Below are 19,221 nucleotides of genomic sequence, written 5' to 3'. Positions count from 1 at the left end.
GCCGTTGCGCACCCTAACGAGCCGATGTCCCTCCCGCCACCGGGGCCGACATGCCGCACAGTCGGTGGGGACGTCAGCGGGGCCAGGCGGCCAGCCGGGCCCGCAGCCGCGCGACCTGCGCCGCGTCCAGGCCGTACCGGGCGAAGCGTCGGTCGGGCAGGCGGTCCAGGTAGCGGCCGGCGTCCCGAACGTCCTCCGGTTCCAGCGCCGGGTCGAGCTGCCGGGCCAGGCCGAGCAGCTCCGCGACCGAATAGTGATCGAGGGCGGCCCCCACGTCGATGAAGTCCCGGACCTCCCGCCGGTTGACCAGCGCCGCCGTCTTGTTGGCCACCAGGTCGCGGATGTCCATCACCGGCCCGAGGTCCATCACGACCGGGCTGCGGTACCGGTCGAGCCGGGCCAGGCTCAGCCGGATCTGTCGTGGCCCCCGGCTCACCACGAAGTCCTTCATGTCCCGGTCGAACCCGGCGAACAACTCGGCCAGGTCACTGCCCGGGTCCGCGTCGGTCACCTCGAAGCCGGCGCGCTCCAGGGCGGTACGCACGCCGGTCGCCGCCGCAGCGGCTGCCCCCTCGACGTCGGCGAAGAGGTCCACGTCCTCGGTGGGGCGGGAGAACAGCCCGTGCGCGGCCCAGGCGACGCCGCCGCCGAGCACGAACCGGTGGCGGCCGGCGACCGACAGGGCCACCCGGGCGACCTCGCGGTAGAACTCGTCCGGCGGTGCGGCGTCGTTCACGCCGTGCGGAGGGCCCGGTCGTCCCGCAGGGCCCCGTGGCGGTGCTCCCACGCCGCGCGGACACCACGGGGAAGGTTGAGCATGGGCCATACCTGGCGCAGCAGGTGACCGTTGACCAGCTCCCGCAGGTCGTCCGCGTGGGTGGTCTCCCGCAACACGTTCTCGTACATCCAGAGCAGGTCGTCCGGGTCGCCCAGGTCGAAGGTGCGGTGCAGGTTCCACATCAGGCGTAGGGGCAGCTCGACGACCCCCCGCGTGGGGCCGGTCAGCTCGGCCAGGGTGGGGGTGACGACGGCCGGGCGGCCCGGGCGGGCCAGGAAGGCCACGCCGGCCGAGGTGGGGGAGGCTACGCCCTGCATGGTGCCAGGGTAACGCCTGGTCCGGCCGGCGCGGCGCTCGTGCCCGTCCCCCTTTCGGTCGGTACGTCCCCGGCCGGCCCCCGCGTCCGGAACGAGGAGTCGATCAGCCTGCCGGCACCTGCCCGTGGCGGCGCGTCTGGGTCGAATGTCCGGTTCGGGGTGACCGGCGACACCCGCTCGGCGGAACATGGGCCGGCCCGGGGTCGTTACACATGGCGGACGATCGAGTAGCGCACGCCGCTGCTGAGCTGCCCGAACCCCCGTGACCCCGGCGGGGAATGGGGGTGGGCCGCCGGTCGTTACACATGGTCCCGCCGCCATCAGCATCCCCCCGGGTGCGGTGACCTGTCGGATGGTTTTCCCCCTTTTGATCTGTTGGGCGCCTCGACGTGGTGCTCACACGCCCACCCCTTTTTCCCCTGGGGTGGGGTGTGTCGACCCCCGATTGGAGTCACCCTGATGAACACGATCCTGCGTAAGAGCGTTCTCGGTGTCGCTGGTCTGGCGTTCGCCGGTGGTCTGGCCGCCGGTCCGCTGCAGCACGCCACCACCACCCCGACGGCCGAGTCGACCACGCCGGCGGCTGTGGCCGTGCAGGCCGACAAGCCTGGTGTGGACAAGGGCAAGCTGATCCCGCACGGCGTGCAGGGCGACCAGTCCCGCATCGAGCTTGACGACGAGCAGACCGCCAACGTGAAGGCGATCGTGGCGGCGACGAAGAAGGCCGGCATGGACGAGCGGGCCGCCGTGGTCTCGATCGGCACGGCGTTGCAGGAGTCGAAGTTGGAGAACCTGGGTCACCTGGGTGACCGCAACGACCACGACTCGCAGGGCCTGTTCCAGCAGCGTCCGACCTCCGGGTGGGGCACGGTGGAGCAGATCACCGACCCCGAGTACTCGACCCTGGCGTTCCTCAAGGGCCTCAAGCAGGTCGACGGGTGGCAGGACATGCCCCTGACCGAGGCCGCGCAGACCGTGCAGGTGTCGGCGTACCCCGACCACTACGCGCAGTGGGAGCAGCAGGCCGCCGACCTCGTCGCCGAGCACTGGAACAGCTGACCCCCGCACCGAACAGCCAACTGGCCGGGCCCCCGACAAGGGGGCCCGGCCAGCGGCGTCTGCACTACCACCCGCGGGCGGTGGAGACACCCTGGCAGCGGCGTTGGGTGCGCCGGGTGCCGCACTGATCCGCAGCGCGTTCGCGGGTACGTCGACGACGGGCCGGGCCCACCGTGGGCGCGGTGGACCCGGCCCGGACCTCACTGGGCGACGTACTCCCGCAGGTGGGTGGCGGTCAGGGTGTCACCGTGCGCGACGAGGTCGGCGGGGGTGCCGGTGAAGACGACCCGGCCGCCGTCGTGGCCGGCGCCCGGGCCGAGGTCGATGATCCAGTCGGCGTGCGCCATCACCGCCTGGTGGTGCTCGATGACCACCACGGTGTTGCCGGCGTCCACCAGGCGGTCCAGCAGGGCCAGCAGGTTGTCGACGTCGGCCAGGTGCAGGCCGGTGGTGGGCTCGTCCAGCACGTAGGTGTGCGCCTTCTCGCCCATGTGGATGGCCAGCTTGAGTCGTTGCCGCTCGCCCCCCGAGAGGGTGGTCAGCGGCTGGCCGAGGCCGAGGTAGCTCAGGCCCACGTCGGCGAGGCGGTCCAGCACCGACCGGGCCGGCCCGCCGGGGAAGAAGTCCCGGGCCTCGGTCACCGACATGGCGAGGACCTCGCTGATGTTCTTCCCCCGCAGGGTGTACGTGAGCACCTTCGGGGTGAACCGGCGGCCCTCGCACTCCTCGCACCTGGAGGCGACCCCGGCCGTCATGGCCAGGTCCGTGTAGATCACCCCGATGCCCTTACAGGCCGGGCAGGCACCCTCGGAGTTGGCGCTGAACAGCGCCGGCTTGACCCCGTTGGCCTTGGCGAAGGCGGCCCGTACCGGGTCGAGCAGACCGGTGTAGGTGGCCGGGTTGCTGCGCCGGGACCCGCGGATCGGGGACTGGTCGACGACCACCACCCCGGCGCGGCGGGGGAGCGAGCCGTGGATCAGCGAGCTCTTGCCGGAGCCGGCGACGCCGGTCACCACCGTCAGCACCCCGAGCGGCACGTCGACGCTGACGTCGCGCAGGTTGTGCAGGTCTGCGCCGCGGATCGGCAACTGCCCGGCGGGTGGCCGGACCTCCTCGCGCAGGCTGACCCGGTGGTCGAGGTGCCGGCCGGTCAGAGTGTCGGAGCGGCGCAGCCCGGCGACATCGCCGGCGTAGCAGACCCGGCCGCCGTCCGGACCGGCTCCCGGGCCGAGGTCGACCACGTGGTCGGCGATCGCGATGGTCTCCGGCTTGTGCTCCACGACGAGCACCGTGTTGCCCTTGTCGCGCAGCCGCAGCAGCAGGCCGTTCATCCGGGCGATGTCGTGCGGGTGCAGCCCGACCGTCGGCTCGTCGAAGACGTACGTGACGTCGGTGAGGCTGGAGCCGAGGTGACGGACCATCTTCACCCGCTGCGCCTCGCCCCCGGACAGGGTGCCCGACTCGCGGTCGAGGCTGAGGTAGCCCAGGCCGATCTCGACGAGCGAGTCCAGCAGGTCGCGCAGGTTGGCCACCAGCGGCGCCACGGACGGGTCGGTGACACCCCGGACGAACGCGGCCAGGTCGCTGATCTGCATCGCGGAGCACTCGGCGATGTTGCGGCCGGCGATCCGGGAGGACAGGGCGGCCTGGTTGAGCCGGGCGCCGCCGCAGTCGCCGCAGGTCGTGAACGTGACGGCCCGCTCGACGAACGCCTTGATGTGCGGCTGGGCCGGCTCCTTGTCCTTGCTCAGGTACAGCCGGCGGACCTTGACGACCAGGCCCTCGTACGTGAGGTTGCTGCCGCCGACCTTCATCTTGGTGGCCGGCTTGTGGAGGAAGTCCTGCCACTGCTGGGGCGTGTAGTCCTGCAGCTTGGCGTCGGGGTCGAACAGGCCCGAGGTGACGAAGGACTGCCAGTACCAGGAGTCGACCGCGAAGTTCGGCACCGTGATCGCCCCGTCGTTGAGCGACCGCTCGACGTCGACGAGTTCGTGCACGTCGAGGTCGGAGACCCGGCCCGCCCCCTCGCAGGTGGGGCACATCCCCTCGGGGAGGTTGAAGCTGAACGCGCCGGCCGACCCGACGTGCGGCTGCCCGAGCCGGCTGAACACGATGCGCAGCATGGCGTACGCGTCGGTGGCGGTGCCGACCGTGGAGCGCGAGTTCGCCCCCATCCGCTCCTGGTCGACGATGATCGCGGCACTGAGGTTGCGCAGCGAGTCGACGTCCGGCCGGGACAGGCTGGGCATGAACGACTGGAGGAAGGCGCTGTAGGTCTCGTTGATCAGCCGCTTCGACTCGGCGGCGATGGTGCCGAAGACGAGCGAGGACTTGCCGGAGCCGGAGACCCCGGTGAAGACGGTGAGGCGTCGCTTGGGGATGTCCACGGAGACGGACGCGAGATTGTTCTCCCGGGCGCCGCTCACCTCGATCATGTCGTGGCTGTCGGCGACGGTCCGAGTCGGCTGCTGCATGCGAACCCTTCGGGCGATCGTGGGCAGGGTGAACCCTGCCCGGTTGCTGGTGCTGGGCCTGGCCGGTTCAATCATCTCATTGACCCGCACGTTGAAACTTTCGCGACAAAGCGGCATGGTCAGCGGCGAGAGTAGGCGGAAAAGTCTCAAACAGCGCGTGAGTGGGACGGTGGAAGCCATGGCGGAACGGCGGCCGTGGGCGCGGTCCGGCGTGCGCGTGGCCCGCCCGTCGGTGCCGGGCCCTGCCGGTTAGGGTGCTGGGCATGAGAGCCCCGGTGCTGGCCGCCGCTGCCGCCGTCCTTCTCGCCGGTGCCGTGCCGGCCGTCCCGGCCGCCGCCGTGCCGGCCGTCCCGGCCAACGCGGCGGTGCCCTGCCCGAAGGCGGTCGCCCCGAAGGTGCCGCGCTCCCCGAAGCCGACACCCCCGCCGTCGGTGCCGGAGCAGCAGGCGGTGGGCGGCGCGGCGCTGGCCGCACCGGGCCTCGTCGCGCCGGCCGGGGCCACCCCGCCGCCGGCGGTCACCGCCACCTCCTGGCTGGTCGCCGACCTGGACACCGGAGCGGTGCTCGGCGGCTGCGGCCCGCACGGGTACGCCACCCCGGCCAGCGTGCAGAAGCTGCTGCTGACCGCCACCGCGCTGCCGAAGCTGGACCCGAAGCAGGTGGTGACGGTCACCCACGCCGACCTCGACATCGCCCCCGGCAGCTCCGCGGTCGGACTGCTGGAGGGCGGTCGCTACACCGTCGAGACGGTCTTCCTCGGGCTGCTGCTCCAGTCCGGTAACGAGGCGGCCAACGTGCTGGCCCGGCTCGTCGGCGGCCCGGCCGGGGCGGCCGGCGGGGTCCGGGCGATGAACGCCGAGGCGGCGCGCCTCGGCGCACTGCAGACCCACGCCGTCACCCCCTCCGGGCTGGACGGCCCCGGCCAGTTCACCAGCGCGTACGACCTGGCGCTGATCGCCCGGGCCTGCTTCGCCGACCCCACCTTCCGCCGGTACGCGCTGACCGAGAGCACCCGGATCCCCGCCCAGCCGGCGCTGCGGAAGAAGGGCTTCCAGATCCAGAACGAGAACCAGCTCATCTACCGCTATCCGGGGGCGCTGGGCGGGAAGACCGGCTTCACCGACTACGCCCGGCACACCTACGTCGGCGCGGCGCAGCGCGGCGGACGCCGGTTGGTGGTCACCCTGCTCGGGGCCGAGCCCAGCCCGATGCGCGGCTGGGAGCAGGGCGCCACGCTGCTGGACTGGGGCTTCTCGCTGCCTCGGGACGCCTCGGTGGGCCGTCTCGTCTCCCCGGGGGAGACGGTCGCCAACGGCTCGCCGTCGGCGTCCGCGTCGCCCGGAGCGGCGGTCTCGCCCGCGCCCCGGGCGGTGGCCGCCCACCGGGTCGCCCGCTCCGGCCGGGCCGTGTCGTGGCCGGTGGTCGTGGGGGCCGCCGCTGCCGTCGTCGTGGCCGCGCTGCTCACCACGGTGCTCCTGCGTCGCCGGCGCCGTCGGGCCTGAGCCGGCCGAGGACCGTCCTGCTGCGCCCGGGCTGCCGCGCCCTGCTTCGCGTGTCGCCGTCGACAGGAGGGCCGCCGGATCCATAGACTGCGATCTTTCTGGATTCACCAGCCCAGGAGGACGCCCCGTGTCGAGGTCATCCCGTCGGCAGTCGGTCCCGCCGTTGCCGGCCCACCCCCGCAGGACGCGTACGCTGTCCCGGTTCACCGGTGTCGCGCTGCTCGCCACCGCCCTGATCGGCGGCAGCGGCGTCGCCGCCGTGGCTGCCCCGGCCGCCGCCCCGGGAGGCGCGGTCCCGGCCGCCGCCGCGCCGCCACGGACGACCCCGGGCCCGTGCGCGTACACCGAGACGCCGGACGAGCCGGCTGCCCGGCCCGTCCCGCTGCCGCCGGATCCCCGACGGACGCCGGGTCACGGCACCGTTCGGGTCACGCTGCGGACGAACCAGGGCCCGATCGGGCTGACCCTGGACCGCGAGCAGGCGTCCTGCACTGTGCAGAGCTTCCTGCACCTGGTCCGGCACCGGTTCTACGACCGCACCTCGTGCCACCGGCTGACCGCGTACCCGACGCTCAGCGTGCTCCAGTGCGGCGACCCGTCAGGCACCGGCTCGGGCGGGCCCGGCTACCGGTACGCCGACGAACTGCCCACCGACCTGCCGCCCGCGCCGACGGACCCGACGGGTGTGCGAAAGGTGTACGCCCGGGGTGTGCTCGCCATGGCCAACGCCGGCCCGGACACCAACGGCAGCCAGTTCTTCCTGGTGTACGCCAACTCGGCGCTGCGCCCCAACTACACCATCTTCGGTGAGGTGGACGCCGCCGGCCTGGCCACCCTGGACCGGATCGCCGCCGGCGGGATCGCGCCTACGGTCGAGGACCCGGCCCCGGTCGACGGCGCGCCCGCGCTGCCGGTGGAGATCCGCCGGGCGGCCCGTGGGCGGTGAGTATCGACCGCCCCACCGGGCGGTGAGTGTCGGCCACCCCACCCCGGAGCGGGATCCCACCGGTTGACCCTGAAACAGGCCGGATGCTGCTAGAACGGTGTGCATGGGACAGCAACGCCGGCCGGCCCGTACACCCCTCCCCGCCCTCGAAGGCCGACCCGCCTCCTCCCGCCCAGGCCTCCCTCGCGGATCGATCAAGAGGTTTACGTCGGAACTGGAGATCAGAGCTGACGTAAACCTCTTGATCACCGCCGCGGGGCGGGTGGGGGGCTGGCGGTGGGTGGTCGGGGGGCTGGGACGGGTCGTCGTCGGGGCAGTGGTGGTGGTGTTGGCGGGGTGTTCCGTGTCGGGGCCGTCCGGGGTGGGGGCGTCCGGGGCCGGGGCGTCCGCGTCGGGCGGGGGCGAGGTGGGGGTGCCGGGGGAGTTCGTGGTGTTGTCCGATGTGGATCCGAGCATCGGGTCCGACATTCGGTATGCCACCGCGCACAACTTCGTCGGCCGGCCGATCGCCGGGTACCGGGAGCCCCTGTGCCTGCTCACCCGGCCCGCCGCCGAGGCGCTGCGCCGGGTGCAGCAGGCCGCCCGTGCGACGGGCCACAGCCTCAAGGTGTACGACTGCTACCGCCCGCAGCCCGCCGTGGACGACTTCGTGGCCTGGGCGAAGCGCCCCGACGAGGAGCAGACGAAGGCCGAGTTCTACCCCGGGGTGGCCAAGTCGCGGCTGTTCGCCGACGGCTACCTCGGCGCGCCCACCGCGCACAGCCGGGGCAGCACCGTCGACCTGACCCTGGTCGACGACCCGCCGGCCGGCCAACGCCCCTACGTCCCCGGCGAGCCCCTGGTCGCCTGCACCGCGCCGAAGGGCGACCGCTTCCCGGACAACAGCGTCGACATGGGCACCGGCTTCGACTGCTTCGACCCGCGTGCCCACACCGCCGACGGGCGGATCACCGGAGCCGCCCGGGACAACCGCGAACTGCTGAAGCGGCTGATGGCCGACGGCGGGTTCACCAACTATCCGCGTGAGTGGTGGCACTACCGGTACGACGACGAGCCGTACCCCGAGACGTACTTCGACTTTCCCGTGGCCCGCCCGTCCCGCTGACCCGGCGGGCCCTGCCCGACCGCGCCGATTGGCCCCGGCGGCTCCGGTCGGCCCAGCGGCTAGGCTCGCCCGGCGGAAGCATCGCCCCTCGGCCGCCTCCGGTCCGCCGACCCCGTGGGCCCGGCCGTCGGCGACCGGAGAGGACCCGGACATGACCACCGAGCGGATCGGACCGCCCCTGATCGCCGACGAGCGCGAGATGCTGCGCGCGTTCCTGGACTTCCACCGTGCCACCCTCGCCATGAAGTGCGAGGGCCTCACCGACGAGGAACTGCGCCGGCAGCCGTCCCCGCCGTCCACGCTGAGCCTGCTCGGCCTGGTCCGGCACATGGCCGAGGTGGAGCGCAACTGGTTCCGCCGGGTGATTGGCGGCGAGGACGTCCCGCTGGTCTGGTCGGAGACCGGCGACTACCAGGAGGCGTACGACGCCCGCACCGCCGGCGCGTCCGAGGCGTTCGAGGCGTGGCGGCGGGAGGTCGAACACGCCCGGCGCATCGAGCGGGAGGCCGGGTCGCTGGACGTCGTCGCCCACAACCCCCGGTGGGGCGAGGACGTGTCGCTGCGCCTGGTGATGCTGCACATGATGCACGAGTACGCCCGGCACAACGGCCACGCCGACCTCCTGCGCGAGGCCGTCGACGGCTCGGTCGGCGTCTGAACCGCCGCTGCGCCCGGTCGAGGGGCTGCCCGGAGATGGAGGTGCGCCGGGTCCAGGCGGTGTCGTCGTCGCTGAGGCCGTGCAGCAGGTACAGCACGGGCGGGTCACCGGCCGGCGCGCTGCCGTCCCGGGCGGGACCGGCCGGGGAGGAAAGGTTTTTGCCCTGGGGCGGCCAAGAGGCTAGATCAAAGGTTTACCAGGCTGTAACGTCCGCGCTGCTGGACCTGTCACAAGGAAGTGGGAGTCAGTGATGAGCGACGTGTCGACGGCCCTGGGTGTGCGCCTCTACCCCGACCTGGTCGAGCTGGGCGGGCTCGCTTCCGCGCTGGCCCTGACCGCCACCCGGTGTCAGGTGGACGTGGGCCGGATCAGCGCCCCCGAGCAGGGGCGGAGCCGGTTCACGAGCGCCGAGCTGATCTCCGAGCGGGGGACGATCTGCGTGGGACTGGGATCCCAGGCCCGCTACTTCATGGTCGACATCTCGGGCTCGGACGGGTCCCGGGCCGACGGCGACACCACCGACCTGGACCAGGTCGTGCGGATCGCCGACGCCTGGCGCGGCGGCGCGGGATTCGCCGAGCTGCGCGCCCGCTTTCCCTTCCTCGACCACGTGACCGAGCCGGTCGGCGAGGACATCGCGCTCGCCTGACCGGCACCCGACCGCCCCGGCGCGCGTTCGGCCGCCGCTGCGGGCCCTCGGACCTGTGCCGGCGCTGCGGGGCCGCGGACCTGCGAAGGCGGGGCCGGACGATGCTGTCCGGCCCCGCCTTCCGTACGGCATCAGGTCAGTTGACGCTGATGATGGTGCCGATACCGTTCGGGTACTCGATGTAGCCCGTGTGCCGCCCGGCGGGCACTGCCGACCACTTCGCGGTGACCGTCAGCGGAGTGCCCGGGGTGACCTTGGGGTTCTTGGGGGACACCGTCAGCTTGCCGACGCCACTCTTGCCGGTGACCAGGTTCGCCTGCACCTTGAAGGGCGTTTCCGTGGTTCCCGGCAGGTCCCCCAGGGTGATGACCGTCATCTGGTACAGGCCGGGTTCCGGCCTCGCAAAGGTGAGGCGCATGTCATTGCCCGACACGGTCCAGTCATGGAAGACCAGACTGCCGTTCACCACCCGGAAGATGACGAGGGCGATCTCCGCCTCAGGGTTGTCCGCGCGTGCGGTGAACTCAACGGCCTTGGTGCCCTTGGCCACCGTGACCGGGAAGTCCTTGCCCCAGATGTCGCTGTTGTTCACCGTGCCGGGCGTCAGCGGCCCCGACACCATCCCGTAGGTGGTGATCGGGAGCTTCTTGAGCGCCGGGGTCACCTCGAAGGACACGGAGCCGGCGGCGCCGGTGCCCCGGACCTCGGTCGGCGCGAGCACGCTCTGCGGGGTCACCACGATCGGGCTGCGTACGACGGCGCCGGCACCCCGCCAGGTCAGCGAGCCGATGGCCGGCACGCCGGCGGAAGCCGTCGTGAGCTGCATGGCGACGGTGAACTCCTTGGTCTCCCCCGCCTTCTTGAAGCGCAGGGTGGACGGGCTCACCTTGACCTTCAGCCCGGGCAGGTCGACCGTGGACTGGTACACGCCGGGGGTGACGGCGGTGACCTTGCGGGTGACGGTCCGGGTGCCGAAGACCTCGCCGACACCGATGGACGGGTAGTTCAGGTCGCTGCCCCGGATCGGCGCGACCCCCGAACCGGTCCGCACGCCCAGCCCCTCCAGGTAGCCCAGCCAGTCGTTCTCCGAGGCGTCGTAGACCAGGCCGGGGTTGAGCATCTTGGCCGGGTCGACGTGCCCCGCGCCCTGGGCGTAGACGTCGCTGCTCCGCTTCCCGGTGGCGGTCTTGGTGGCGAAGGTGGTGGTCATCATCGCGGACTTGACCCGCGCCGGCGACCAGTCCGGGTGCTCCGCGAGGTAGAGCGCGGCCAGACCGGCGATGTGCGGCGCGGCCATCGAGGTGCCGGAGTAGAAGTCGAAGTTCATTCCCTCTGCAGCCGGCGGGGCCACCGCCGCGAGGATCGCGACGCCGGGCGCGGCGATGTCCGGCTTCAGGAGGTCCGGGTGGCTCTCCGAGGGACCGCGCGAGGAGAACGCCGCGATCTGGGGGTACGGCATGCTCGGGCCGGTCGGCAGCAGGGTGACCTGTGCGCCGGCGGTCGCCGCGTAGTCCAGCACGGCCTGCGTGTCGGGCGAGTTGATGTGCACGGTCGGCACGCTGTGCAGGTCACCGCTCAGGTCCTGGTCGTTCGGGTTGGCCAGCACCATCCCGACGCCGCCGGCCCGGTTGACCTCGGCGGACTTGATCGGCCGGGCGATGACGCCACGGAGGCAGACGACGACCTTGCCGGCCACCTTCGCCGGGTCGAGGGTGCCGGTCATGCAGTTGTCGGCGTTGGCTTCGTCGACGCCGGCGGCCTTCGCCGCGCGGGAGGCGATCAGGGGCTTGGGTCCGAACGCCGCCGACACCGTCGTGCTGGTGCCGTTGAAGCGGGCGCCGTTGCCCAGTTCCACGCTGGCCGGGTACGGAGCGACCGAGCTGGCGCCGACCGTCATCTGCCACGGTGAGGTGTTGTCCATCGTCGACGGGTCCGGCCCGGAGTTACCGGCGGACGCGGAGACGAAGACGCCGGCCGCCGCCGCGTTGAGGAAGGCGAGTTGGATCGGGTCCCGGAGAGACGACTCGAACGCACCACCCACCGAGTAGTTGATCACATCGACGCCGTCGGCCACCGCCTGGTCGATGGCGGCGATGATGTCCGACGACTGCCCGCCGGTCGTGTCGTCGTCCGTTCCCTGCCAGAGGGCCTTGTAGACCGCGATCGCCGCACCCGGCGCGACTCCGGAGATCTCCCCGAAGCTGACACCACGCTCGGTCACCGGGACCGCCGCGTTCCCGGCCGCCGTGCTGGCGGTGTGGGTGCCGTGTCCCTGCGCGTCCCGGGGGGAGATGTAGTCCTTCCGCTTCTCCGCGGGAACCTGCTTCATCCAGCCCTCACCGAAGTACCGGGCGCTGATGACCTTCTCGTTGCAGAGGGTCGCGGCGAACTGCTCGCCGGTCTGGCAGGTGCCCGTGAACGTGCCACCGTCGGACTTGCGCATGAGGGTGGCCGTGCCCTGACGGTACGGCCGGTGCGGATCGGCCGTCGTGGGCGCGGTGGCGTCGAGCGCCGGCGCGGTGAACGACGTGCTCTCCGGCCAGACCCCGGTGTCGATCACACCCACGACGACGCCCTTGCCGGCGTTGGCCGTGCCGCCGAGCTTGGACCACACGCCCCTGCGACCGGAGAGACCGAGGAAGTCGACGGAGTTGCGGTCGTCGGTGGTCTTGAGCAGCTTGTCCGGCACCACGGAGACCACGCCGCCGGTGACCAGCAGCTTCATCGCCTGCGCCCGGGTCAGCTCCGCGACGAAGCTGTTCGAGGCGACGGAGTTGCTCCGGAGCGGCTTGGCGCCCACGCTGCGCGCCACCTTGGCGTGCCTGTCCGTGAGGTGGCTGCGGTAGCGCTGGGCGTTGGCGGCGCCCACGTCCACCTTCCTGCCCTTGCCGGGCTTGGTGCCGGCGATGCCGGCGACCCCGCCCTCGTAGGTCGCCAGCGGCTTGTCGGCCAGGGTCACGATGTAGGTTTCGCTGCCCCCTGCACTCGAGGGCAGGACACTCGGCAGCGCCGGTGGCTCCGGCTGGGCGGATGCCGCGACCGGGCTGATCGTGATCGCCAGGGCCACAGCAGCTACCGCCGCGCCGTAGCGGGAGGTTTGTCGGATCCTACGGGCCATTGCTCCTCTTTGGGGGGATTGGAGATGAAGAGAGCCTGCCCACGCCGGCAAGATCGCCAGGTGGGATGGTGAGTAGTGAACGTCTCAGGGCCAAATAAGTCGAGATATCTTCATGACGTCTTCGGCCACGTGGCGAATCGCGCCACGCGTCGGTGACCTGGTCAGGGCAGGTGGGATGTGCGCAACGATCCGGTGCTGGGCGCACTGGGCATCAGCGAGTTCGACGAGCAGATCTACCGTCTGCTGCTGATCCAGCCCGACCAACCACTGTCGGAGAGCGCCGGCACCCTGGGCGTCACCATCGCCCGGGTACGCAGCGCCGTCGCCCGGCTGGGCAGGCTCGGCCTGCTGAGACGGACAGCGCCCGGAAGATACGAGGCCATGGGGCCGCAGGCGGCACTGACGGCGCTCGTCGCCCGGCGTCGGCTGGAGACGGAAGCGGCGCTGGACGGCGTGCAGACCGCGGTCACGGACCTCGCGCGACTGTTCCAGACGGCTCGGCTCCGCGATCCGGGGCGCTGGGTGGAGGTGCTGTCGGGCTGGGAGACGGTCGACGGCCGGATGGACGAACTCACCCGGTCCGTGCGCACCCACCTGTGGGTGCTCGACCGGCCGCCATACATGAAGCACGTGCACGGCACCCCCGACACCAACGAGGTGGAGATCGCGGAGACCGAGGACCTGATCGCCAGGGGGGTGGACATCCGCACCGTCTACTGTCCCGAGTCGATGGGGCGTCCGGGCCGCTTCGAGGTGCTGAGCAGGCTCGCCGAGGCGGGCGAGCAGGCTCGGATGCTCCCCAGCCTGCCGTTCAAACTGCGGATCATGGACCTGCGGGTGGCGGCGGTCTCGCTCACCGGTGGGGCCTACGACAACCTCGCGCTGATCCACCCCTCGGGGCTGCTCGACGCGCTGATCGAGCTGTTCCAGGCGTACTGGGGTCGGGCCACACCGCTCGCCGGCGCCCACCCGCCGGCCGACGACAAGCCGAGCGACGAGGATCTGCTGCTGCTCCAGATGCTCAGGGCCGGTCTCAAGGACGAGGCCATCGCCCGCCAGCTCGGGGTCAGCGCCCGCACCGCCACCCGCCGGATCGCGTCCGTCATCGACCGGCTGGGCGCCACCACCCGGTTCCAGGCCGGCGTCGAGGCGTCCGCGCGCGGCTGGCTCTGATCGCCCGACCGACCCGCCGGGCGTCGGGCGGGCGTGCCGAGGGTAGCCGGATATCCATTGCGGTCGTCGTGGCCCTCGCCTACGTTCATCGGGCAAGGCCAACCCGAGCTGATCCAGGGAGCATGTCGTGTCGCAGCGCAAACGCACCACAACCTCGCGGCCCACGCCGCGCGGCGGTGCCCCGCTGCTCACCGGCGGGCAGACCCTCGGCCGGTGTCAGCGCCGACAATCCGGGTGGTGGCGCGGATAGCGCCAGCGCGACACGCGCAGCCGCCCATCCCGAGTCCGGGACCGGGCGGCTTTTTAGTCCCCGGCCCCGCCCGTCGGACCGATATCGCCCACGCCCGTCCCGCCACCGGTGGGCCAGCCTCGCGGCTGTGGCGCAGCCCGGCAGCGCGTCACCCCGCCACGGTGAAGACCGCCGGTTCGAATCCGGCCAGCCGCTCCGCGCCAAGGACGAGAACGAACAAGGAGAGAACGATGGCATTCACCCCGCTTCCGGGCACCCGCGCGCCCGTCCGGGTCTGGACCGACCCGTACGCCATCGAGGAGCAGGCGGCCCGGCAGCTGCGCAACATCGGCGCGCTGCCCTGGGTCGAGGGCGTCGCCGTGATGCCCGACGTCCACTTCGGCAAGGGTGCCACCGTCGGCTCGGTGATCGCGATGCGGCAGGCGGTCTCCCCGGCCGCCGTCGGCGTGGACATCGGCTGCGGCATGTCGGCGGTGCGGACCTCGCTCACCGCCGCCGACCTGCCCGACGACCTCGCCGGGCTGCGGTCCGCGATCGAGGCGACCATCCCGGTCGGCTTCGCCAAGCGCGACAACGCGGTCGACCCGCGCCGGGTACGCGGGCTGGAGCAGCGCGGCTGGGCCGACTTCTGGGGGCGCTTCGGCACCCTCGACAAGCGGGTGGCCCAGCTCGAGACCCGGGCCCAGCAGCAGATGGGCACCCTCGGCGGTGGCAACCACTTCATCGAGGTCTGCCTGGAGCAGGGCGGCCCGGACGCCGGCCGGGTCTGGCTGATGCTGCACTCCGGGTCGCGCAACATCGGCAAGGAGCTGGCGGAGCGGCACATCGGCGTCGCGCGGCGGCTGCCGCACAACGCCGAGCTGCCCGACCGGGACCTGGCGGTTTTCCTCGCCGGCACGCCGGAGATGACGGCGTACCGGCGGGACCTGTGGTGGGCGCAGGAGTACGCCCGCCGCAACCGCGCGGTGATGCTGGCCCTGCTCTGCAACGTGGTCCGCGACCGGTTCCCGCAGGTCGGCTTCGACGAGCCGATCAGCTGCCACCACAACTACGTCGCCGAGGAGACCTACGGCGGGGTGGACGTGCTGGTCACCCGCAAGGGCGCGATCCGGGCCGGTGTGGGGGACCTCGGCATCATTCCCGGCTCGATGGGCACCGGGTCGTACGTCGTGCGCGGGAAGGGGAACCCGGACGCGTACTGCTCCGCCTCGCACGGGGCCGGGCGGCGGATGTCGCGCGGGCAGGCGAAGCGGACGTACAGCACGGCCGACCTGGTGCGGCAGACCGCCGGGGTGGAGTGCCGAAAGGACGCGGGGGTGGTCGACGAGATCCCCGCCGCGTACAAGGACATCACGGAGGTGATGGCCCAGCAGGAGGACCTGGTCGAGGTGGTCGCCCACCTCAAGCAGGTGGTCTGCGTGAAGGGCTGAGCCACCCCGGCCGGCGCCCTCCCCGGTGCCGGCCAGCCCGCGACGCGTCACCAGGCCTGGACCCCAGGGCCCCGGCAATGTCGCGGAGTGTCCGATCCCGCCCGAAGTTCATCCACCTTCAGGGAGTCCCGTTCCGCACCTTGCGGATGACCCGAGATCCCGGCCAGGGCCTCGGTCTCACCGGTCCTCAGCTATGTCTCCTCTCCCGCAGATGCCCCGGGAGGTCGCCGCTACGCCGGCCGTACGTCGGGCGGTCGGGCGGCGGCCTGACGAATGCTCCCGGCCGGGGATCTGCCTGTTGGCCCCTATGGAGCTGCCCCGTTTGTGCTGTCGATGGAGCGGGAGCGTGGACGGGGCAGCTCCATAGGGGCCAACGCAGGGCAGGCCGACCCGGCCAAGGCCGACCCGGCCGCCTGGACCCTCGACGACCTCAAGGGATGACCCTTCTCAACATGCGCTGAGGCTAGTGTCGGGGCCGTGGACGTTGACTGGAGCTTCGAGTTGGTCGATCAGCTTGAGTGGCACTGGCAGCATCAACTCCGGCCGCGATTGAACGGCCTGACCGATGATGAGTACTTCTGGCAGCCAGCGCCTGGCTGCTGGACGATCAGCCGCCGCGGCGATAGCTCGGCGCCGATGTCGATCGGTGGGGGCGAGTTCACCATGGACCAGGCTGGGCTGGCGCACGATCGCGAGCCGGTCACCACGATCGCATGGAGGCTTGCGCACCTCATCGACGTGTTCGGGCCATCTACCGTACCCCATTTCGATGGCCCGCCGTCCGATCGCCCGGCGATCAGCTACTCAGGCACCGCAGAAGGAGCGCTGCGTCAACTCGATGAAGGGCACGATGCCTGGATCCGGGACGTGCGCAGTCTCGGCACGGCAGGGCTTGCCCGGCCGCAAGGCGCCATCTCACCACCGGTCTATGCGGATGCGCCGATGGCCAGGCTCATCCTGTACACCCATGTGGAGATCGTTCACCACGGCGCAGAGATCTGCTTGCTTCGGGACCTTTACTTGTGCAAAGACGGGCGAGAACGGCTATGACTTCCGGGTAACCGTCGACCGCATCATGGTCGAAGGCTCAGTGGGGTACGTCGGATCACGTCCATGACCTGCGCGGCCGCCGCGGAGGAACGGCGGTCGCGCAGGTCCAGGACGGTGCCGGGGAGGCCCACCCGGTGGGCCACGAGCAGCCGCATGATCGCCAGCAGGGGGTCGAACCGGCCGGTCAGGTCGAACTGCCGGCCGTCGGGGCCGATCACGACGGCGGGGCTGACCCCGGCGGCGAGGTTGGTGCGTGCCCAGTCGATCTCGTACGACCGGCGGTCCCCGCCGACCTGCACGACGAGCTGCTTCGTCCGGTGCAGCAGCGCGAGGTAGTTCATCGGCACCGTCAGCTTCTTCCCGACGTCGAACGGGGCGCCGCCGTCGGGGAACAGCCGCAGGACGGTCTCCAGCACCGGGCCCTCGTACTGGAAGGTGTCCGTGCCCCGCAGCTCCAGGAACCGGCCCCGGACGAGCTGCCCGCCCTGGCGCGCCCACCGGCGGTCGACGCCACCGAACGCCCCCGCCGCACCGGGCAGACGGTCGATCACCCACCTGGCCCTGCCGTCCGGCACCGGCTCGGGCATCGGTCGACCGGCTGCGGAGCGCTCGAACATGCTCTGCAGTCGCGTCGCCACGGCGGGGTCGACGCGTCGCAGGTCGATCGTGTCGCCGTCCAGGGCGACCCGGCCCGTGGCCCGCGCGGTTCTCATCTGCTCCAGAAGGAGATCCGGGTGCCCGGTCAGGTCGACGCGCCGCCCGTCGAGCCCGACCAGCCGGCAGGTCCGGGCGCCCGACAGCAGGGCGCTGCGCGGCCAGTCGATGCCGAACTTCGCGGGGACGCCCGGGTGGGTGACGGCGACGAGTCGCCCTGCGGTGACGGCGGCCAGGCACAGGGACGGCACGCGCCAGGTGGCCGTCGACTCGAACGGCTCGCGGCCCTCGGGGTGAACCCGCAGCCTGAGCCGGATGCGTGCCTTGGGCTCGTCGGGGTCGAGGTCGCGGCCGTAGCTCTGGTACGTCGCCTCCCAGTCCTCGCCGTACGACACGAGCGTCGCCTCGCGCACCTCGGCCATGGCCAATCGGCCATCCTGGAACGGGATCCGGGCGGTGGGGGTCCACATGGCGAAGCTGTCGTCGTCGCGCCGGTGCGCGTCGTGCACCTGGTCGCGGCCGGTGATCACCCGGAAGTGCGCCCGGGTGAACAGGAAGGCGCCGACCGGGATCGCGAGGGTGAACACCAGGCCGGTGAGGAAGAAGGCCAGCGGGACGCCTTCCTCGCCCGAGCCGACGTCGCTGACGCCGAGGGCGCCCACGACGAGGAAGACCGGCCCCACCACCCCGCAGACGGTGAAGATCACGAGGTTGCGGACGAACGTACGGGTGAAGCTCTGCACGGCCACTCCTCCGCAGACTCCGGTCCTTGATACCACCCGTGCGGGGGCGGCGGCGTTCGGCGACGCGGGGCGGGTCAGGCGTGTCGGGCGCGGGCGCCCTTGAGCCGGCGGCCGAACTCGCGGGCGATCTCCCGTTTCGCGTCCCGCTCGGCGATCGCCTGCCGCTTGTCGTACGACCTACGGCCCTTGGCCAGGGCGAGCTCGACCTTGGCCCAGCCGTCGGAGAAGTACAGCGACAACGGCACGAGGGTGAGCCCGCCCTCGCGCGTCCGGTCGAGGATCCGGTCGATCTCGACGCGGCGCAGCAGCAGCTTGCGGGTGCGGCGGGGCTGGTGGTTGGTCCAGGTGCCGAAGCCGTACTCGGCGATGTGCAGGCCGTGCAGCAGCAGCTCGCCGTCGTGCTCCTGGGCGAAGGCGTCGACCAGCGAGACCCGGCCGGCCCGCAGCGACTTCACCTCGGTGCCGGCGAGCACCAACCCCGCCTCGTACGTCTTGAGGATGTCGTAGTCGTGCCGGGCCTTCTTGTTCGACGCGACGAGGGTGCGTCCGGTCTCCCTGGGCACGGCCGGCCTCCCGATGGTGGTTCCGCGTCAACGCGAGAGGCTAGCAGCCGGGCAGCCGGTCGTCGCGTGGAAAACGGGTGGAGCGGCGCGGCGACCCCGGCCACAATTCCGGCATGGATCACCGAGCCAGCGTCAAGTTGAGCAAGCGGATGTCCCGGGCACTGCGGCACGAGCCGCACCGCCTGGGCCTCACCCCGGACCGGGCCGGGTGGGTCCTGGTCGACGACCTGCTGGCCGCCCTGCGGGTGGGGCGGGACGTCCTCGACATGGTGGTCGCCGAGAACGACAAGCAGCGCTTCGCGGTGGAGCGCGGCCCCGACGGGATCGAACGGATCCGGGCCAACCAGGGCCACTCCATCCCGGTCGAGCTGGGGTTGCCACCGGCGGCCCCGCCCGACCGGCTCTACCACGGCACCGGTGCCGCCGCCCTCGACCCGATCCGGGCTACCGGGCTGCACCGGGGCGGCCGTCACCACGTCCACCTGTCGGAGGACCTCGAGACCGCCCGCCGGGTCGGCGCGCGGCGGGGCGGGGCCGTGGTGGTGTTCACCGTGGACGCGGCGGCGATGGCCCGCGACGGGCACGTCTTCCACCGCAGCGCCAACGGGGTGTGGCTGACCGACGCCGTCCCCGCCCGCTACCTCACCCCGGGACGGTAGGGGCACCCCGCAATCCCGACAGCGCCATTGAAAGTCGCCCGGCCGGCAGGCAGGATCGGCGGTCCGGAGGCATCGACAGTGGTGGGGACCTTC

The 19,221-nt window shown here is 72.1% G+C and carries 16 protein-coding genes, 1 tRNA gene and 1 pseudogene; 11 read left to right on the top strand and 7 right to left on the bottom strand.

Features of this window, described 5'->3' with window-relative positions:
• Window positions 1-73: 73 nt before the first annotated feature.
• Together ACQPZO_RS15900 and ACQPZO_RS15895 are read right to left on the bottom strand one after the other, a co-directional pair.
• A complete protein-coding gene (locus ACQPZO_RS15900) occupies window positions 74-736 on the bottom strand; it encodes a nucleotidyl transferase AbiEii/AbiGii toxin family protein (protein WP_387017468.1) in 663 nt (220 codons plus the stop codon).
• Window positions 733-1,095 (bottom strand): hypothetical protein, encoded by a 363-nt coding sequence (locus ACQPZO_RS15895; protein ID WP_433341797.1) that lies wholly within the window; start codon window positions 1,093-1,095, stop codon window positions 733-735. Before ACQPZO_RS15895 ends, ACQPZO_RS15900 begins: the two co-directional genes overlap by 4 nt.
• Before the next feature lie 459 nt (window positions 1,096-1,554).
• Here ACQPZO_RS15895 and ACQPZO_RS15890 point away from each other — a divergent pair, with 459 nt between their 5' ends.
• Window positions 1,555-2,154, top strand: a complete 600-nt coding sequence (locus ACQPZO_RS15890; protein ID WP_433341796.1) for a hypothetical protein — start codon at window positions 1,555-1,557, stop codon at window positions 2,152-2,154.
• Window positions 2,155-2,354: 200 nt separating this feature from the next.
• Here the strand turns inward: ACQPZO_RS15890 and ACQPZO_RS15885 are convergent, their stop codons facing one another.
• Complete coding sequence (locus tag ACQPZO_RS15885) at window positions 2,355-4,628, bottom strand: ATP-binding cassette domain-containing protein (protein ID WP_433341794.1); 2,274 nt, start codon at window positions 4,626-4,628, stop codon at window positions 2,355-2,357.
• Window positions 4,629-4,891: 263 nt separating this feature from the next.
• On the opposite strand from ACQPZO_RS15885, the gene ACQPZO_RS15880 reads away from it, so the two are divergent.
• From ACQPZO_RS15880 to ACQPZO_RS15865, 4 genes are all read left to right on the top strand, one after another.
• The gene (locus ACQPZO_RS15880; protein ID WP_433341792.1) at window positions 4,892-6,130 is read left to right on the top strand and encodes a D-alanyl-D-alanine carboxypeptidase family protein; all 1,239 of its coding nucleotides are present in this window, start codon (window positions 4,892-4,894) and stop codon (window positions 6,128-6,130) included.
• A 127-nt stretch (window positions 6,131-6,257) separates the two neighbouring features.
• Window positions 6,258-7,076: a peptidylprolyl isomerase gene (locus ACQPZO_RS15875; protein ID WP_433341790.1), complete on the top strand. Its 819-nt coding sequence runs from the start codon at window positions 6,258-6,260 to the stop codon at window positions 7,074-7,076.
• Between the two features lie 361 nt (window positions 7,077-7,437).
• On the top strand, window positions 7,438-8,181 hold the full coding sequence (locus tag ACQPZO_RS15870; RefSeq protein ID WP_433351025.1) for a M15 family metallopeptidase: 744 nt from the start codon (window positions 7,438-7,440) through the stop codon (window positions 8,179-8,181).
• A 151-nt stretch (window positions 8,182-8,332) separates the two neighbouring features.
• Window positions 8,333-8,839: a DinB family protein gene (locus tag ACQPZO_RS15865; protein ID WP_433341789.1), complete on the top strand. Its 507-nt coding sequence runs from the start codon at window positions 8,333-8,335 to the stop codon at window positions 8,837-8,839.
• A gap of 34 nt (window positions 8,840-8,873) precedes the next feature.
• Here the strand turns inward: ACQPZO_RS15865 and ACQPZO_RS15860 are convergent.
• Window positions 8,874-8,963 (bottom strand): annotated as a pseudogene (locus ACQPZO_RS15860) (esterase family protein); the annotation flags it as partial.
• Between the two features lie 126 nt (window positions 8,964-9,089).
• Between ACQPZO_RS15860 and ACQPZO_RS15855 the strand changes: the two are divergent.
• Window positions 9,090-9,488 (top strand): hypothetical protein, encoded by a 399-nt coding sequence (locus ACQPZO_RS15855; RefSeq protein WP_433341787.1) that lies wholly within the window; start codon window positions 9,090-9,092, stop codon window positions 9,486-9,488.
• Between the two features lie 136 nt (window positions 9,489-9,624).
• On the opposite strand, the gene ACQPZO_RS15850 is transcribed toward ACQPZO_RS15855, so the two are convergent.
• The gene (locus tag ACQPZO_RS15850) at window positions 9,625-12,447 is read right to left on the bottom strand and encodes a S8 family serine peptidase (RefSeq protein ID WP_433341785.1); all 2,823 of its coding nucleotides are present in this window, start codon (window positions 12,445-12,447) and stop codon (window positions 9,625-9,627) included.
• Between the two features lie 336 nt (window positions 12,448-12,783).
• On the opposite strand from ACQPZO_RS15850, the gene ACQPZO_RS15845 reads away from it, so the two are divergent.
• From ACQPZO_RS15845 to ACQPZO_RS15830, 4 genes are all read left to right on the top strand, one after another.
• A complete protein-coding gene (locus tag ACQPZO_RS15845; RefSeq protein ID WP_405108510.1) occupies window positions 12,784-13,779 on the top strand; it encodes a hypothetical protein in 996 nt (331 codons plus the stop codon).
• Window positions 13,780-14,150: 371 nt separating this feature from the next.
• Window positions 14,151-14,224, top strand: a tRNA-Gly gene (locus ACQPZO_RS15840).
• Window positions 14,225-14,259: 35 nt separating this feature from the next.
• The gene (locus tag ACQPZO_RS15835) at window positions 14,260-15,459 is read left to right on the top strand and encodes an RtcB family protein (RefSeq protein WP_433341782.1); all 1,200 of its coding nucleotides are present in this window, start codon (window positions 14,260-14,262) and stop codon (window positions 15,457-15,459) included.
• 477 nt (window positions 15,460-15,936) lie between these two features.
• On the top strand, window positions 15,937-16,509 hold the full coding sequence (locus tag ACQPZO_RS15830; RefSeq protein ID WP_433341780.1) for a DinB family protein: 573 nt from the start codon (window positions 15,937-15,939) through the stop codon (window positions 16,507-16,509).
• 23 nt (window positions 16,510-16,532) lie between these two features.
• Here ACQPZO_RS15830 and ACQPZO_RS15825 read toward each other — a convergent pair whose 3' ends face one another.
• Complete coding sequence (locus ACQPZO_RS15825) at window positions 16,533-17,906, bottom strand: hypothetical protein (RefSeq protein WP_433341778.1); 1,374 nt, start codon at window positions 17,904-17,906, stop codon at window positions 16,533-16,535.
• Between the two features lie 74 nt (window positions 17,907-17,980).
• A complete protein-coding gene (gene smpB, locus ACQPZO_RS15820) occupies window positions 17,981-18,469 on the bottom strand; it encodes an SsrA-binding protein SmpB (RefSeq protein WP_433341776.1) in 489 nt (162 codons plus the stop codon).
• A gap of 113 nt (window positions 18,470-18,582) precedes the next feature.
• Here smpB and ACQPZO_RS15815 point away from each other — a divergent pair, with 113 nt between their 5' ends.
• The gene (locus ACQPZO_RS15815; RefSeq protein ID WP_433341774.1) at window positions 18,583-19,128 is read left to right on the top strand and encodes an RNA 2'-phosphotransferase; all 546 of its coding nucleotides are present in this window, start codon (window positions 18,583-18,585) and stop codon (window positions 19,126-19,128) included.
• The last annotated feature ends 93 nt before the right edge of the window (window positions 19,129-19,221 follow it).

The organism is Micromonospora sp. CA-111912, assembly GCF_050948415.1.
Classification (GTDB): domain Bacteria; phylum Actinomycetota; class Actinomycetes; order Mycobacteriales; family Micromonosporaceae; genus Micromonospora.
This window is presented reverse-complemented; position numbering and strand designations above follow the sequence as displayed.

Coding starts and splice junctions, on each gene's coding strand:
- ACQPZO_RS15895 (WP_433341797.1), bottom strand. CDS start 1,095: ATGCAGGGCGTAGCCTCCCCCACCTCGGCCGGCGTGGCCTTCCTGGCC.
- ACQPZO_RS15890 (WP_433341796.1), top strand. CDS start 1,555: ATGAACACGATCCTGCGTAAGAGCGTTCTCGGTGTCGCTGGTCTGGCG.
- ACQPZO_RS15885 (WP_433341794.1), bottom strand. CDS start 4,628: ATGCAGCAGCCGACTCGGACCGTCGCCGACAGCCACGACATGATCGAG.
- ACQPZO_RS15880 (WP_433341792.1), top strand. CDS start 4,892: ATGAGAGCCCCGGTGCTGGCCGCCGCTGCCGCCGTCCTTCTCGCCGGT.
- ACQPZO_RS15865 (WP_433341789.1), top strand. CDS start 8,333: ATGACCACCGAGCGGATCGGACCGCCCCTGATCGCCGACGAGCGCGAG.
- ACQPZO_RS15855 (WP_433341787.1), top strand. CDS start 9,090: ATGAGCGACGTGTCGACGGCCCTGGGTGTGCGCCTCTACCCCGACCTG.
- ACQPZO_RS15835 (WP_433341782.1), top strand. CDS start 14,260: ATGGCATTCACCCCGCTTCCGGGCACCCGCGCGCCCGTCCGGGTCTGG.
- ACQPZO_RS15815 (WP_433341774.1), top strand. CDS start 18,583: ATGGATCACCGAGCCAGCGTCAAGTTGAGCAAGCGGATGTCCCGGGCA.